This is a genomic window from Streptomyces sp. NPDC057682 (assembly GCF_042799575.1).
GTDB lineage: Bacteria > Actinomycetota > Actinomycetes > Streptomycetales > Streptomycetaceae > Streptomyces.
The window spans coordinates 315,368-329,545 of sequence record NZ_JBHVIN010000009.1; the positions used below are offsets into that span (position 1 = coordinate 315,368).

At 74.7% G+C, this 14,178-nt stretch carries 9 protein-coding genes and 1 tRNA gene; 1 reads left to right on the forward strand and 9 read right to left on the reverse strand.

Annotated elements, in window-relative coordinates; translation table 11 throughout:
• Positions 1-39 precede the first annotated feature (39 nt).
• Positions 40-1,503, reverse strand: coding sequence for an MFS transporter (locus tag ACFVDM_RS19315; protein WP_383640879.1), 1,464 nt, complete (start codon positions 1,501-1,503; stop codon positions 40-42).
• 185 nt (positions 1,504-1,688) lie between these two features.
• On the opposite strand from ACFVDM_RS19315, the gene ACFVDM_RS19320 reads away from it, so the two are divergent.
• Positions 1,689-1,763: transfer RNA gene (locus ACFVDM_RS19320), tRNA-Cys, on the forward strand.
• 55 nt (positions 1,764-1,818) lie between these two features.
• Here ACFVDM_RS19320 and ACFVDM_RS19325 read toward each other — a convergent pair.
• The 8 genes from ACFVDM_RS19325 to ACFVDM_RS19360 all read right to left on the reverse strand — a co-directional run bounded on the left by ACFVDM_RS19325 (position 1,819) and on the right by ACFVDM_RS19360 (position 14,178).
• Positions 1,819-3,246, reverse strand: a complete 1,428-nt coding sequence (locus ACFVDM_RS19325; protein ID WP_383640882.1) for an amino acid permease — start codon at positions 3,244-3,246, stop codon at positions 1,819-1,821.
• Between the two features lie 123 nt (positions 3,247-3,369).
• Entirely contained in the window at positions 3,370-4,203 is an 834-nt protein-coding gene (locus ACFVDM_RS19330) for a M55 family metallopeptidase (protein WP_383640885.1), read from the reverse strand.
• Entirely contained in the window at positions 4,200-5,579 is a 1,380-nt protein-coding gene (locus ACFVDM_RS19335; RefSeq protein WP_383640888.1) for a diaminopimelate decarboxylase, read from the reverse strand. Before ACFVDM_RS19335 ends, ACFVDM_RS19330 begins: the two co-directional genes overlap by 4 nt.
• 155 nt (positions 5,580-5,734) lie before the next feature.
• Positions 5,735-7,390 (reverse strand): PucR family transcriptional regulator, encoded by a 1,656-nt coding sequence (locus tag ACFVDM_RS19340; RefSeq protein WP_383640891.1) that lies wholly within the window; start codon positions 7,388-7,390, stop codon positions 5,735-5,737.
• Positions 7,391-7,438: 48 nt separating this feature from the next.
• Entirely contained in the window at positions 7,439-9,784 is a 2,346-nt protein-coding gene (locus ACFVDM_RS19345; protein ID WP_383640894.1) for a xanthine dehydrogenase family protein molybdopterin-binding subunit, read from the reverse strand.
• On the reverse strand, positions 9,781-11,313 hold the full coding sequence (locus tag ACFVDM_RS19350) for a 2Fe-2S iron-sulfur cluster-binding protein (RefSeq protein ID WP_383640897.1): 1,533 nt from the start codon (positions 11,311-11,313) through the stop codon (positions 9,781-9,783). Before ACFVDM_RS19350 ends, ACFVDM_RS19345 begins: the two co-directional genes overlap by 4 nt.
• Positions 11,310-12,206, reverse strand: coding sequence for an FAD binding domain-containing protein (locus ACFVDM_RS19355; protein ID WP_383640900.1), 897 nt, complete (start codon positions 12,204-12,206; stop codon positions 11,310-11,312). Before ACFVDM_RS19355 ends, ACFVDM_RS19350 begins: the two co-directional genes overlap by 4 nt.
• Positions 12,207-12,540: 334 nt before the next feature.
• Positions 12,541-14,178: a beta-N-acetylhexosaminidase gene (locus tag ACFVDM_RS19360; RefSeq protein WP_383640903.1), complete on the reverse strand. Its 1,638-nt coding sequence runs from the start codon at positions 14,176-14,178 to the stop codon at positions 12,541-12,543.

Below are 14,178 nucleotides of genomic sequence, written 5' to 3' on the forward strand. Positions count from 1 at the left end.
CCAGAACGGTACCACCGAGTGGGGCCAGACCAGTACCAGCTAGATCGCCCGCACCCGCCCCGCCACCCACGCCCCCGCCAGCGCCACCGCGGCCATCGGGAGGAAGACCACCGCGAACGCGGCCGGGTGCGAGCCCGAGGCGGTCGACTCCACCGCGTCGTGGACGGCGCCCACCGCTCCCCCGCCGAGGGCCGCGAAGGCGGCGCCGCCCGCCGCGAGGAGGAGGACGTTGGCGAGGCCATCGGAGATCTGGAGGGCGGCGGAGTTGGCGCCGGCCTCCTCGGGGGCGGAGAGCTTGAGGAGGAGGACGCTGGTGGAGGCGATCACCATGCCCATGCCGAAGCAGCCGAAGGCCCAGGCGACGGCGACGGTCCAGACGGGGACCGCGTGGACGAGCACCGCCGGGGCGGCGGCTATCGCCGCGGCGACGAGGACCATGCCGCCGACCATCAGCCGTTCGCGGTGCGGTTCGAGGCGGGGGCGGGACTGGACGTACGAGCCCAGGGCCCAGGTGCCGCCGCCCGCGGCGAGGGAGAGGCCGGCGAGGGTCGGGGAGAGGCCGCGCTCGGTGACGAGCATCAGCGGGACGAACGATTCGGCGGCGATGAACGAACCGGCCGCCACCCCGCGCAGCAGCACCACCGCGGGCAGTCCGCGGGCCGCACGCCCGGTGCCCGGGGGCAGCAGGCCGCGGATCGCGGGGACGAGCAGGGCGATTCCGGCGGCGGCCGGCAGCAGGGAGAGCCAGTTCCGCTCCTGCCCGGCGTACTGGAGCAGTCCGGCGCCCAGCGAGATGCCCAGCGCGAGCAGGATGCGTCGGCGGTCGTACGGTTCCACCGGCGCCTCCGGGTCCGCCGGGCCCGAGGCCCTGAGCCGGATCGCGGGCAGCGCGAGCGCCAGCGGGAAGACGACCAGCACGGGGATGCCGACGAAGACCCAGCGCCAGCCCAGGTGCTCGGTCACGCTTCCGGAGGCCAGCGGCCCCACGACCGACGGGATCACCCAGCTCGCGGCGAAGGCGGCCATGATCGACGGGCGGAGGTGCTCCGGATAGGCCCGGCTGATCACCACGTACAGCGCGACGATCACCAGTCCGCCGCCCAGTCCCTGGACCGCTCGTCCGGCGATGAAGAGCCACATGCTCCCCGCCGTCCCGGACAGCAGGAGCCCCGCGCCGAAGGCGCTGATGCCGGTGGCCAGCGGGGCGAGCGGTCCGCGCCGGTCGGCCCACTGGCCGGAGAGCACCATGGCGAACAGGCTGGTGGTGAAGTACGCCGAGAAGGCGAAGGCGTACAGCGGGATGCCGTCGAGCTCCCGGGCGGCGACCGGCATCGCGGTCCCCACGGCGGTCGCCTCGAAGGCGATCAGGAAGACCACCGAGACGATGCCGACGCTGAGCGCCCGGTAGGTCCGCCCGAGAACCCCTTCGGCCGCCCCGGGGGGTACTGCGGAGTCTTCGAGCTGCGGCGCGACATCGGCGTCACGGGGTTCCAGGGCGGTCATGCGCTCAAGAGTAAGGGCCTAAAACGCGTGTGGGCCCTGTCGCGGGTCGCCTCCGTTCTCCGCCCTTGGTCGTAGGACCGCCGGGCCGGACATGAACGGCGTGTGTCAGTCGTATGGCACGGCGGCCCGCACCCTTGAGCCCCCACCCGCCACGGGCCTAACGTCGGGGCATCGCACCAGCGCAGGACCGTGTGCCCGAGAGGCTCAGGGGCTCGACTGCAACTCGAGTTACACCGGTTCGAATCCGGTCACGGTCTCCACGGACGAACCGCCCGCCCCCGCAGCCGGGGGCGGGCGGTTCGTCGTTCTCGCAGGTCAGGAGGTGGACACCGGGTCCGCCTCGCGGCTCTCCGCGAGGGTCTCCGGCCGGCTGCCGCGCGCCCTGCGCACCGCGTACGCGACGAGGACGACGGCCAGGCTGCCGAGGCTGGTGAAGAGCTGCGTGCGCTGGTCGGCGATCACGGCCATGGCCACCAGCACCGCCGCGAATCCGGCCATGACCACCCAGGTCAGATACGGGAAGAGCCACATGCGCAGGGTCAGCCGCTCGGGCGCCTCGCGCTCCAGCCTCCGCCGCATGCGCAGCTGGGACACCCCGATCATCAGGTACATGAAGATGGCGATCGCGCCCGAGGAGTTCACCAGGTAGGTGAAGACGGTGTCCGGGGAGAGATAGGCCAGCAGCACCGAGATCCAGCCGACCACGGTCCCGGCGAGGATCGCGCGGGCCGGGACCTGGCGCTTGTTGGTCGCCACCAGCCAGGTGGGGGCGTCGCCGTGGGTGGCGAGCGCGCGCAGCATCCGCGAGGAGACGTAGACCGAGGAGTTGAGCACGCTCAGGACGGCCGTGAGGATCACGACGTCCATCACGACGCCGGCGCCCGGCAGCCCGATGATCTTCCAGGCGGCGACGTACGGGCTGGCCAGGACCTTGGCGCTGTCCCAGGGCACGATCGTGACGACCAGGACGATGGAGCCGACGTAGAAGAGGATGATCCGCCAGATGATCCCGGTGGTGGCACGTGCCACCGAGCGTTCGGGCTCCTTGCTCTCGGCGGCGGCGATGGTGACGATCTCGGCCCCGCCGAAGGCGAAGATGACCACGACGATCGCCGAGAAGATCGCGGTGAACCCGTTGGGCGCGAAGCCGCCGTGGGCGGTGAGGTTGGAGAAGTCGAAGGAGGCGCCGGGCCAGGCGCCGAAGACGTAGAGTCCGCCGACGATCAGGAAGGCGACGATCGCGGCGACCTTCACCGAGGAGAACCAGAACTCGAACTCGCCGAAGGACTTCACGGAGAGCAGGTTGGTCGCGGTCATCACGACCATCAGGCCCATGGCGAGGACCCAGAGCGGCAGATCGAGCCAGGCGTGCAGGATCGCCGCGCCCGCGACGGCCTCCACGGCCACGATGATCACGTAGTAGTACCAGTACAGCCACCCGATGGTGAAGCCCGCCCACGGCCCGATCGCCGTGCGCGCGTAGTCGGCGAAGGAGCCGGCGGACGGCTTGGCCACGACCATCTCGCCGAGCATCCGCATGGTGCACAGCACGAGCGCGCCGGCCAGGCAGTAGGAGACGATCGCCGCCGGACCCGCGGTCTTGATGACCGAGCCGCTGCCCACGAACAGTCCGGCGCCGATCGCGCCGCCGATCGCGATCATCGACATGTGGCGGTTGCGCAGCGAGCGGCTGAGCGGCGGTTGCGGGCTCCGCGGTTCCTTCTGCGGTACGGGAGAAGACATGGCACAGCTCCAGTCGGGGGCAATGTCGTGCAAGGGGGGTGGGATCCCCTCGGGCGGGTGCGGGCACGCCGTCGGGAGGGCGGCGGCCCGGAAGGGGGTGCGGGCCGCCTGGAGGGGTCCGGCTCAGGTCCAGTCGCCCTCGCGACCGCCGCCGATCACCCAGCTGAGGGCGCGGAAGCGGCGCAGGGCCGTGAGGGCGTCGGGGGTGGTGACGCGGACGGTGCGGGGGCCGGACCGTTCGACTCCGGACAGGGCGCACGCGCGGTCCGCGAGGTGGGGACTGTCCACGTCGGTCTCCACCACGTGCGGCGCGGGGCGCCGGATGGGGCGGGGCGGGGGCGCCGCGAGCGCGGCGGCGGCCTCGCGGCGGATGTCGGCCGCCGTGACGGCCGGGGTGCGGCAGACGGCGGCGTGCCGGGAGATCGCACGCTTGACGGCGACGGTCCGGCAGCCGGGCGCGTAGGCCGCGGCCTCGCGGCAGGTGAGGTCGTCGCCGGTGACGAGGACGACCGGGACGCCGGCCTCGGCGGCGACCAGGGCGTTGAACGCGCCCTCGCTGACGGGTTCGCCGTCGATGCGGACGCCGGTGATGCTGTGCGAGAGGTAGGTGTGGGCGAGGACGCCCTCGTCGCCGGCGCCGGTGTGGTAGCCGACGAACGCCACCGCGTCGATGCCCTCCTCCAGGCCCTCCAGCATGCCGAGCGGCTTCTGCCGGCCGACGATCAGCACCGCGCGCGGGTCGAGTTCCTCGATGAGGACGTTGTCCATGCCGCAGTGGGCGTCGTTGACGACGATCTCGTCGGCGCCCGCCTCGGCGAACCCGGCGACGGCGGCGTTCACGTCCTGGGTGAGCAGCCGGCGGAACCGCTCGTAGCGCGGGGTTCCCGCGGCGACGTCGGCCGGCGAGACCGTTCCCGTCGCCCCTTCCATGTCGGCGGATATGAGGACACGTGTCACTCCGCCACCTCCTTCGTCGTTCCGTGCTCCGGGCCGTCCGCGCACAGGGCCACCAGGGCGTCGGCGTGGGCCAGGCCGCTCTCCTCGACGACCTCGCGCACGCTCTGGGCCTCGCGGATCAGGGCGAGCCGGACCTGTCCGGCCGCATTCGTGCGATAGCCGTACACAGCGGGCCTGGGCAGGGAATTGTAGGAGAAGTGCGACGAGAAGTAGTACGCCCCGGTGTCGTACAGCGCCACCACGTCTCCGGGCTCGATCACCGGGAGTTCGCGGGCGGTCGCGGTGAGGTCCCCGGCGAAGCAGCAGGGGCCCGCGATGTCGACGACCTCGGTGGGGCCCTCCTTGGGGCGGCCCGCTCCGTCGAGGACGCCGACGCGCAGGGGCCAGGACTCGGGCATGAACACGGTACGGGTGGCCACCTGGGCCCCCGCGTGGGTGACGGCGATCCGCCGGCCGCCGGCGGACTTGGTGTACTCCACGACCGAGCCGATGGTGCCGCTCTTCGCGAGCAGGGAGCGGCCGAACTCGGTGACGAGGGTGTAGCGGCCGTCGAAGAGCCCGGGGACGGCGGCGCGCAGCGCGGCGACGTAGTCGGCGTAGGTGGGGCGGTCGTCGTCGTCGGTGAAGTTGACCGGCAGGCCGCCGCCGATGTCCAGGCCGGTGATCCGGGCGTGCCCCAGCCGTCCGTTGACGCGCTCGGCGAGGTCGTACGCGGCGCCGATGCCCTGGGCGATCAGCGGGAGCGGGCAGCCCTGCGAGCCGACGTGGGCGTGCAGCCGGTTGAGCCACCGGTGCCGTACGAAGGCGTCGATCACGGCGTCCTCGGCCCCGGGGTCGCGCAGCGCGACGCCGAACTTGCTCGTCGCCGTGGCCGTGCTCATCGCCCCGATGGCACCCGCGCCGACCTGGGGGTTGACGCGCAGTCCGATGGGGCCGGACGGTTCGCGGCCGGCGAGCAGGCGGTCGACGCGCTCCAGCTCCTGGAAGTTGTCCAGGTTGATCGCGATGCCGTGCTCCAGGGCGAACTCCAGCTCCTCGACGGTCTTCGCGGGGCTGTCGAAGACCAGCCGGTCCGGGGTGAAGCCGGCCGCCAGCGCCTGCTCCAGTTCGCCGGGCGAGGCCACCTCGCAGCCCATGCCGGCCTCGGCGAGCAGCCGCAGGACCGGCACCAGTCCGCAGGCCTTGGCGGCGAAGGTGTGCTGGACGGTGGCCGGCCCCTCGAACGCCTCGTTCAGCGCGTCGACGGCCGCCAGGACGCCGTCGACGTCGAGCAGTCCGACGAGGGGCGCGCCGGGACCGAGCAGTCCCTCCCCGACCGCGCGGGCGAGGGCCGCGTCACGGGCGCGCTCGCGCGGGGAGACCGAAGGGGAAGACACCTGAACCACACTCCTGAGTACCGGGGCCGCTCCTGCACCGCCGTGCGTCCGGCGGCGGGGGGATGTGCTCAGCTTCGGTGCGGAAGGCCCGGCCTGTCTTCGTCGGCCACGACCAGGCCCGGAGGATTCCTTTGTGCCGTTGGACAACCAAGTGATCAGGATTCGGTCGGGCGGCGGGCCAGGCGCAGGCCCAGGTCGGCCAGGAGCCGTACGGCCGGGTCGGACAGGTCCACGCCGAACAGCTCGCGCGCCCGGCGCAGCCGGTACCGCAGGGTGTTGGGGTGCACGGTGAGCCGCCGGGCGGCCCCGGCCGTGTCACCGAAGGCGTCGAGATAGGCCGCGACGGACTCGCCGAACGACGAGCCGTGCGCCGCGTCGTGCGCCAGCATCGCGTGCACCGGCCCCTCCACCCGTGCCCACAGCGGCTCCACCCGGTCGAGCAGCCGCAGCACCGTCGCCTCGGCCGCCACCTCCTCGTACGAGGCCACCGCCGATCCGGTCCCCGGACGGCGCCCGGCCCGATCCCGCAGGACCCGCACCACCAGCTCCGCCGCCTCGCGGGAGCCGGGCAGGCCCGCCACGTCCGCCACCACCGGTCCGGCCCCGGCGAGGACCGCTCCGCGCGGCACCGAACGGGCCGTCGCCAGCAGCGTGCGCGCGGGGTCCGCCTCGCCGTCCGCGGCCGGCACCAGCACGTACAGCCGCCGTCCCGAGCGGGCGGTCACACAGCCGGGGCGGTAGGCGGCGGCCTGGAGCGCGAGCACGTCGAGCACCCGGTCCCCCGGGGCCTCGGGGACCGTCTCCTCCCCCGGCGGCCCGGGGTGGGCCTCCGCGACCATCACCGCGTACGGCCGGCCCCGGACGATCCCGGCGTCGTGGGCCGCACGGGTGCTGCCGGCCAGCAGCGCGTGCACGGTCTCCTCGCGTGCGCGGGCCGCGGCCCGGCCCCAGGTCCGGTGGTGCGACAGATGGGGGACGGCGGCGCGCGCGGCCGTGCGCAGGGCGGCCGCCGCGTCCCCGGCCAGCGGCCGTCCGTCGGCGGCGGCCCAGATCGAGCCGAGAACCTCGGAGCCGTGCCGCACCGCGACCGCCAGCCGTTCGGCGTAGCGGTCGTCGGCGGGCAGGCGCACCACGTCGTCGGTGTTCCACAGGGTCCGGAAGAAGCCGCTCTCGCGGAGTTCGACGACCCGCCAGCGGGGCACCTCCTGGCCGAGGATCGTCAGCCGGCGCATCGGGTCGGGTTCGTGGTCCATGCGCGAGTACGCCAGCACGCGGGACTGCGGGTCCTCGATCGTGATCGCTCCCCCGACGAGGTCGGCCACGGTGTTGGCCAGGCCCGGCAGATCGCCCAGCCGCAGTCCGGCCACCCCGGCCGCGTCGCCGGAGCGGTCCGGGAGGCTGTGCACCAGGGCCGTCCGCAACTGGCCGAGCAGTTCGGTCCAGCCCTGTCCGGGCCGCAGGGTCAGCAGGGCGGTGCGCCCCCGCTCCGCCGCCTCCACGAGCGAGGCCCGGGGCCCCCGGCCGCCGCGCCGCACGACCACGGCCGCCGCCCCCGCCCGGTCCGCGGCGCGCAGTACGTCGGCGGCTTCCGGCGACCCGGCCTCGACGCCCACGGCCAGCAGGACCAGTCCGGTGGCCGCCCAGGAGTCCTCGTCCCGGTCCTCCCCGGCGTCGTGCAGCACCACGTCCAGGGCGGGCACGGCGGTGGTGAGCGGGGCCGCGACGACGTCGAGCGTGCCCGGGGCGATCAGGGCGAGGAGCTGGGCCAGGGTCGCCCCCTGGCCCGGACCCTCCGTTGCGCGGATGTGCATGCTCCCATCATCGCCGCACGGGCGACGGTGCGGCGATGACGGGGAACGTCAGGCCTTGGGCGTCGCGACCGCCGCCTGCGGGCGGATCGGGAGGCGGTTGACCGGGCGGCCGGTGGCGGCGCGGACGGCCGCCGCGACCGCAGCGGGCGAGGTGACGACGGGGACGGCGGAGGCGGGTTTGGCGCCGAAGGGGGCGACCACGTCGCGTTCCTCGACCAGCTTGACGATGCGGATCTCGGGGACGTCCAGGGAGGTCGGCAGCGCGTAGCCCGTCAGGTCCGGGTGGCGGACCAGGCCGCGGGCGGTGCGCAGGTTCTCCGTCAGTGCCGCGCCGATGCCCTGGGTGACGCCGGCCTCGATGCGGGCGGCCAGCTGGGCGGGGTTGAGGATCCTCCCGACGTCCTGGGCCAGGGCCATCTCGACGACCCGGACGGAGCCGATCTCGACGTCGACGTCCACGACCGCGCGGACCGCGCAGAACGCCAGGCCGACGAAGGCGTCGCCCTGGCCGGACTCGTCCAGCGGTTCGGTGGGGTGCGGGCGGCACTGGGCGGTGGCCCAGAGCTCCTTGCCGTCCATCGCCTCGGTGACGGTGGTGGAGAGCACCCCGTCGTACGAGGTGATCTTGCCGTCGGCGATCTGGAGCAGTTCGGTGGACATGCCGAACTTGTGGGCCAGCGGCTGGAGCAGCTGGGTGCGGACCATCTTCGCGGCGCGTTCGACCGCACCGGCGGAGACCCAGGTGTGGCGGCCGTGCGTCGCCGGGCCGGCCGGGGGCTGGTCGGTGTCGACGGAGGCGACGTGCACCTCCTCGATGCCCAGGGTCTCCTGGACCACCTGGCGGGCCAGGGTGGAGAAGCCCTGTCCGGTCTCGACGGCGGCGCAGATGACCGTGGCGACGCCGTCGTGGACCCGGACCGTGGCGGTGGAGACCTCGTCGGCGCCCTCGGCCCCGAGCATGTGGACCATGCCCAGCGCGTAGCCGACGCCGCGCCGCACGGCGCCGGGTTCGCCCGCGCCCTCGGGTCCGCCGGGCAGCAGCCAGTCGTCCTCCGGGGAGTCCTTGGGGAGCGCGGGCAGCGGGGCCTCGCTCACGGCGCGCAGCAGTTCGGCGACGGGGGCCGGGCAGGTGACCGTCTGGCCGGTGGGCAGGATGTCGCCGGTGGCCAGGACGTTGCGCAGCCTCAGCTCGGCCGGGTCGATGCCCAGCTTGGCCGCCAGCTTGTCCATCTGGCCCTCGTAGGCGGCGCAGACCTGCATCGCGCCCTCGCCCCGGACATGGCCGGAGGGCGGGTTGTTCGTCCGGACGGCCCAGCCCTCGATGAAGGCGTGCGGGACGACGTACGGACCGCAGGCGAAGGCGACGGCGGCGGCCAGGGACTCCGAGGAGGCGTCCGCGTAGGCGCCCGCGTCCAGCAGGATCTGGGCCTCGACCTTGACGAGCCGGCCCTCGGCGTCCGCGTGGTGGCGGTAGCGCAGCAGGGTGGGGTGGCGGTGGGCGTGGCCGAGGAAGGACTCCTCGCGGGTGGCGGCCAGTTTGACCGGGCAGCCGGTGCGCAGGGCGAGCAGGCCGAGCGGGAGCTGGAAGCCGGGGTCCTCGCGGTCGCCGGTCGCGCCGGGCACCCCGGTGACGACGATCTTCACCCGGTCCGGTTCGAGGCCGAAGCAGGCGGCGGCCAGGTCCCGGTCGGTGTGCGGGTCGGTGGAGGCGGTGTAGATCTCCACGCCGCCGTCGGGGCGGGGCACGGCGAGCCCGGCCTCGGCGCCGATGGGCGCGGGGTCCTGGCGGCCGATCCGGTACAGCCCCTCGACGACGACCTCGCCGGTGGCCTCCGGATCGCCGTAGCGCAGCGGGATGTGGCGGATCAGATTGCCGTCGGGGTGCAGCGGCTCGGCGGCGAACGCCTTCTCCGGGTCGGTGACCGGTTCCAGCACCTCGTACTCGACGGCGATCGCGGCGGCGGCCAGCCGGGCGGTGTCGGGGTGGTCGGCGGCGACCGCGGCGATCGGCTCGCCGTGGTGGCGGACGAGGTCGGAGGCGAAGACCGGGCGGTCGGCGACGCGGCGCCCGTAGGAGCCGTCGCCGGGGACGTCCTCGTGCGTGACGACGGCGCGCACCCCGGGCATCCGCAGGGCGCCGGAGGTGTCGACGGACAGGATGCGGGCGTGCGGGTGCGGGGAGCGCAGCACGGCCGCCCAGAGCAGTCCCTCGGCCCACAGATCGGCGGCGTACGGGAAGGTGCCCTCGGTCTTGGGGCGGGCGTCGGCGTGCGGCAGCGAGGCGCCGATGCCGAGCCGGGGGCGTTCGGGGGCCGGGCTTCCGGCACCGTCCAGTGCCGGGATGCTGATCGCCGTGTGGGTCGCGCCCGCCGCGGTGGCCGCGTCGTTGCTCACGCCATGCCTCCGTCCTGGAGATGGGCCTGCACACTACCCGCGCCGGGGGGCGCCTGGTGCGGGATGCGGGCCTCGTCCTGACCGGCGGCCTCCTGTGCGGCGGCCGCCTCGGCCGCGGCCTCGCGGCCGGCGATGACCTCGTTGACGGCGTCGAGGACGCCCCGGTAGCCGGAGCAGCGGCAGAGGTTGCCGCAGAGCGCCTGGCGGGTCTCCAGCTCGCTGGGGGCGTGGTTGCCCTCCAGCAGGTCGTGGACAGTCATGGCCATGCCCGGGATGCAGAAGCCGCACTGGACGGCCCCGCACGCGGCCAGCGCCCGCTGGACGTCGGAGGGTTCGCCGTCGACGGCGAGGCCCTCGACGGTGCGGACCTCGCTGCCCTCGGCGGTGGCCGCGGGGACCAGGCAGGAGGCGACGAGGCGCCCGTCGACCTGGACGTTGCAGGCCCCGCACTCGCCCTGGGAGCAGCCGTCCTTCGCCCCAGCGAGGCCAAGGCGCTCGCGCAGCACGTAGAGCAGCGACTCGCCGATCCAGGCGTCGGTGACCGGCCGGTCGGCGCCGTTGACGTGGAGGACGTAGGAGACGGCCGGGTGCTCGCTGGGCAGATCGGGGGACGCGGCGAGGGGGGCGTCCGCTCCGGGCGCGTCCTGCGGTGCCGGGGCCCCGTCGGTCTCCGGAAGGGCGGTCGCGTCGGCGGCGGTGTCCGTCTCGGGCGCGGGGTCCGTCTCCGGGGCGGGTACGGGCCCTTCGGGGGTCCGCTCCGTGTCCTCGGCCCGTGACTGCTCCGGTACGGGGGGCTCCTCGTCGGCGGGCGCGTGCCCACCGGAGGCGGCGGCGGACTCGGCGGGCTCGGGCGTCTGCTCCGGTTCCGGGCCGTCCGCCGGGAGGCCGTCCGCCTCGGCGGGGGCGGACTCCGCCTCGGCGGCGGGGTCGTCGGCCGGGGCGTGCGCGGGCTCCGGTTCCGGTTCGGGCTGCGTGGCCCACGGGGCGGGGGCGCCGCCGGGCAGGGTGGCCGGCGGGGTGCGGTCCGCGTACCAGTCGGCGGCCAGCGCGGAGGCCGAGAACTCCCCGGACTCCTCGGGGAGGTCCCCGTTCGCGACCGGGATCGTCCACTGGCCGGTGTGGCCGGCGGGTTCGGCCGGTCCGCCGGCCTCGGCGAAGTTCCAGTGGGCGGTGGCGCCGGGGTCGTCGGCGTACCGCTCGGGCTCCTGCGCGGGCTGCGGGTAGCCGTACGCGGGCTGCTGCCGGTTCTGCTGGTTCGGGTCCGGCCAGTGCACCGGGGCGGGCGCGGGCTCCGTGCCGGGCTCCGGCTGCGGGGCGGGCCAGCCGCCGGTGGCCGGGTCGACGCCGGGCGCGGGGGTCAGCGGCAGGATCATCGGAGGCACATAGCCCTGGCCGGGCGCGGCCAGCGGGATGTTCGCCAGGTCCTCGGGCGGCAGCTGGACGAACGCGGTCGCGTCGGCGTCGTACTCGCCGTGCGCGGTCGGCTCCCAGCCCCCGTGCCCCTGTGCGGCGCGGTCCTCGTTGCTCACGACAGTGCCCTCCCCAGCGCGCGTCGGGCCAGTGCGGCGACGGTGCGCCGCAGGTGCAGTACGGCCGGGGGCAGGGGTGGTGCCTCTCCCCCGTCGGCGGGCGGCGCCTGGTCCGGGATGCAGGCCGCGGCGACGTACTCGCCGAAGGCGGCCAGCGCGTCGGCGGCCAGGGCCCGTTCGCCGTCCCAGTCGATCAGCGAGGCGATCCAGCGTTCCGCCTCCAGCGGGCGCAGCGGCATCGGCGCGATGGCGCCGACCGCGCAGCGCACCCCGCGCCGGGCCGGGTCGAGGACGATCGCGACGGAGGCGGTGGCGCGGCCGGGGCCGGTGCGGCCGGTGGCCTTGAGGAAGACCTGCGGGGCGTGCAGGAGCGGCACCCGGACGAAGCCGATCAGCTCGGCGGGCTGGAGCATCTCGCGGCCGGCGAGCAGATGGGAGACCGGGATCTCGCGGCGGGCGCCGCCGGGGCCGGCGATGACCAGCTCGGCCTCCAGGGCGGCCAGCACGGGCAGGGCGTCGCCGGTCGGGGCCGCGGTGGCGATGTTGCCGCCGAGCGTGCCGGCGTTGCGGATCTGCGGGGGGCCCGCGGCGCGCGCGGAGGCGGCGAGCGCGGGGATGAGGGCGGCGAAATCGGGCCGTCCCATGCGTGCGTGGGTGAGACCGGCGCCCAGCAGGGCGTGGCCGTCCTGGTAGTGCCAGCCGCGCAGCTCGCTGATCCGGCCGAGGCCGACGAGCCCGGAGGGGCGCAGGAGCCCCTTGTTGACGGCGGCCATCAGGTCCGTTCCGCCTGCCACGGGGACGGCCATGGGCATGGCGCCGAGGGCCGCCACGGCCTCGTCCAGCGAGGCAGGCAGCATGACGGACTGCGTCGCCTGCGGTGCGTGCATGGTCAACCCAGCTGCCCCTTCCCGGTGTCCCGGCTGTCCCGCCTGTTTCGCCGTACGGTACGTGCTCGAAGCCCGGACGTGGCAACTCTGGCACATCTTCGGACCGGGCCGACGCGAGGGTCCACGAAGGGAGCATCCGTCCCTGACCAGGGGGATGGTCCGCTTTCACCCAGATTCGGAGCAGATGGTGAATTGCCACTCCTGGGCGGTCTTGTACGACTTATACGGGGACATGTGCCGACCGGTGCGCGGGGCCCGCACGGGCGGCGGTCACGCCGGAAACGGCACCGCCGCCCCCGTCGCGGGGACGGGGACGGCGGCAACCGGAGGGCGGGCGGACTCACACGTTCGGGGGTGCTCCCTCGATCGGGCGGCCGAGGATCCCGGGGCGCTTCTGCCACGGCAGCGGCCCGGCCGGCGGCCGGTACTCGACCCCCAGCGCGTCCAGGCGCGCATAATGCCCGGCCATCCGGCGCTCGAACTCCGCGAAGTCCCGTTCGTCCGGGGCCGGCAGGGCCGACCAGGCCACCTCGGCGAAGGCCGCCAGGCGCGGGAAGACCTGGTAGTCGACGCGGGAGCGGTTCTGCATGACCTCGGTCCACACATTGGCCTGGGTGCCCAGGACGTGCCGGGCCGCCTCGGGCGACAGCGTCGGCGGAACCGGTTCGAAGCGGTAGACGTCCTCCAGCGTGCGGACGTAGCCGATGGGCATCGGCTCGTCGGGGCCGCCGTGCTGACGGTGGTCCAGATAGACCTGCTGCTCCGGGCACATCACCACGTCGTGCCCGGCCTCCGCGGCGGCGACCCCGCCCCGGTAGCCGCGCCACGAGGAGACGGCGGCGCCCTCGGCGAGACCGCCCTCCAGGATCTCGTCCCAGCCGATGAGGCGGCGGCCGCGCGCGGTCAGCCAGGCGTCGAAGTGCCGGATGATCCAGGACTGGAGCTCGTTCTCGTCGGCGAGGCCGAGCTCCTCGATGCGTGCCTGCGCGGTCGGGGACTGCTTCCACTGGTCCTTGGGGCATTCGTCGCCGCCGACGTGGACGAACGGCGAGACGTCCGCCGGGAACAGCTCCAGCAGTTCCTCGAAGACGCCCTCGTAGAAGCGCAGGACGGTGTCCGTGGGGGCGAGCACGTTCGGAGTGACGCCCCAGTCGTCCCAGACGGTCAGCGCCGAGGTGTCGACCACATCGGTGTTGCCCAGCTCCGGGTAGGCGGTGATGGCGGCCTGCGAGTGGCCCGGGATGTCGATCTCGGGCACCACCCGGATGTGCCGGGCGGCGGCGTAGGCGACGATCTCGCGGATGTCGTCCTGGGTGTAGAAGCCGCCGTACGGCGTCTCGTCCCACAGCTCGGAGGCGCGGTGGCCGTACTTGGTACGGGCCCGCCAGGCGCCGACCTCGGTCAGCCGGGGGTGGCGCTTGATCTCGACGCGCCAGCCCTGGTCGTCGCTGAGGTGGAAGTGGAAGACGTTGAGCTTGTGGGCGGCCATCAGGTCGAGGTAGCGCAGGACATCGGCCTTGGGCATGAAGTGCCGGGCCACGTCCAGCATGAGGCCGCGCCAGCCGAAGCGGGGGCGGTCCTCGATCGTGCAGGCCGGGACGGTCCAGACCCGGTCCGGGTCCACCGGTGCGCGTCGGAAGGCGTCCGGGCCGAGCAGCTGGCGGAGCGTCTGGACGCCCCAGTGCAGCCCGGCGGGGGCGGCGGCGGTCAGCGTGACGCCGTCCGGGTCCGCCGCGAGCCGGTAGCCCTCCTCGCCCAGGGCATCGGCGGTGTCCGCGTCGAGGCGGAGCCGGACGGCGGGGCCGGAGGCACCGGGGGCGAGGGGCAGCCCGGTGGCCGCGCCGATGGTGGAGCGCAGCAGCGAGGCGACGCCCCCGGTGCCCTCCGGCGCGTCGAGCACGGTGTCCCGGTCCAGGACGAATCCGGCCGTGCCGGCGGGGTAGGCGGCGCTCAGGGGCGCCGGGATCGGATGCACCAT

What these genes read in the sequence shown, in the direction of transcription:
- ACFVDM_RS19315 (WP_383640879.1), bottom strand. Translation starts at nt 1,503, where the DNA reads ATGACCGCCCTGGAACCCCGTGACGCCGATGTCGCGCCGCAGCTCGAA.
- ACFVDM_RS19325 (WP_383640882.1), bottom strand. Translation starts at nt 3,246, where the DNA reads ATGTCTTCTCCCGTACCGCAGAAGGAACCGCGGAGCCCGCAACCGCCG.
- ACFVDM_RS19340 (WP_383640891.1), bottom strand. Translation starts at nt 7,390, where the DNA reads ATGCACATCCGCGCAACGGAGGGTCCGGGCCAGGGGGCGACCCTGGCC.
- ACFVDM_RS19360 (WP_383640903.1), bottom strand. Translation starts at nt 14,178, where the DNA reads ATGGTGCATCCGATCCCGGCGCCCCTGAGCGCCGCCTACCCCGCCGGC.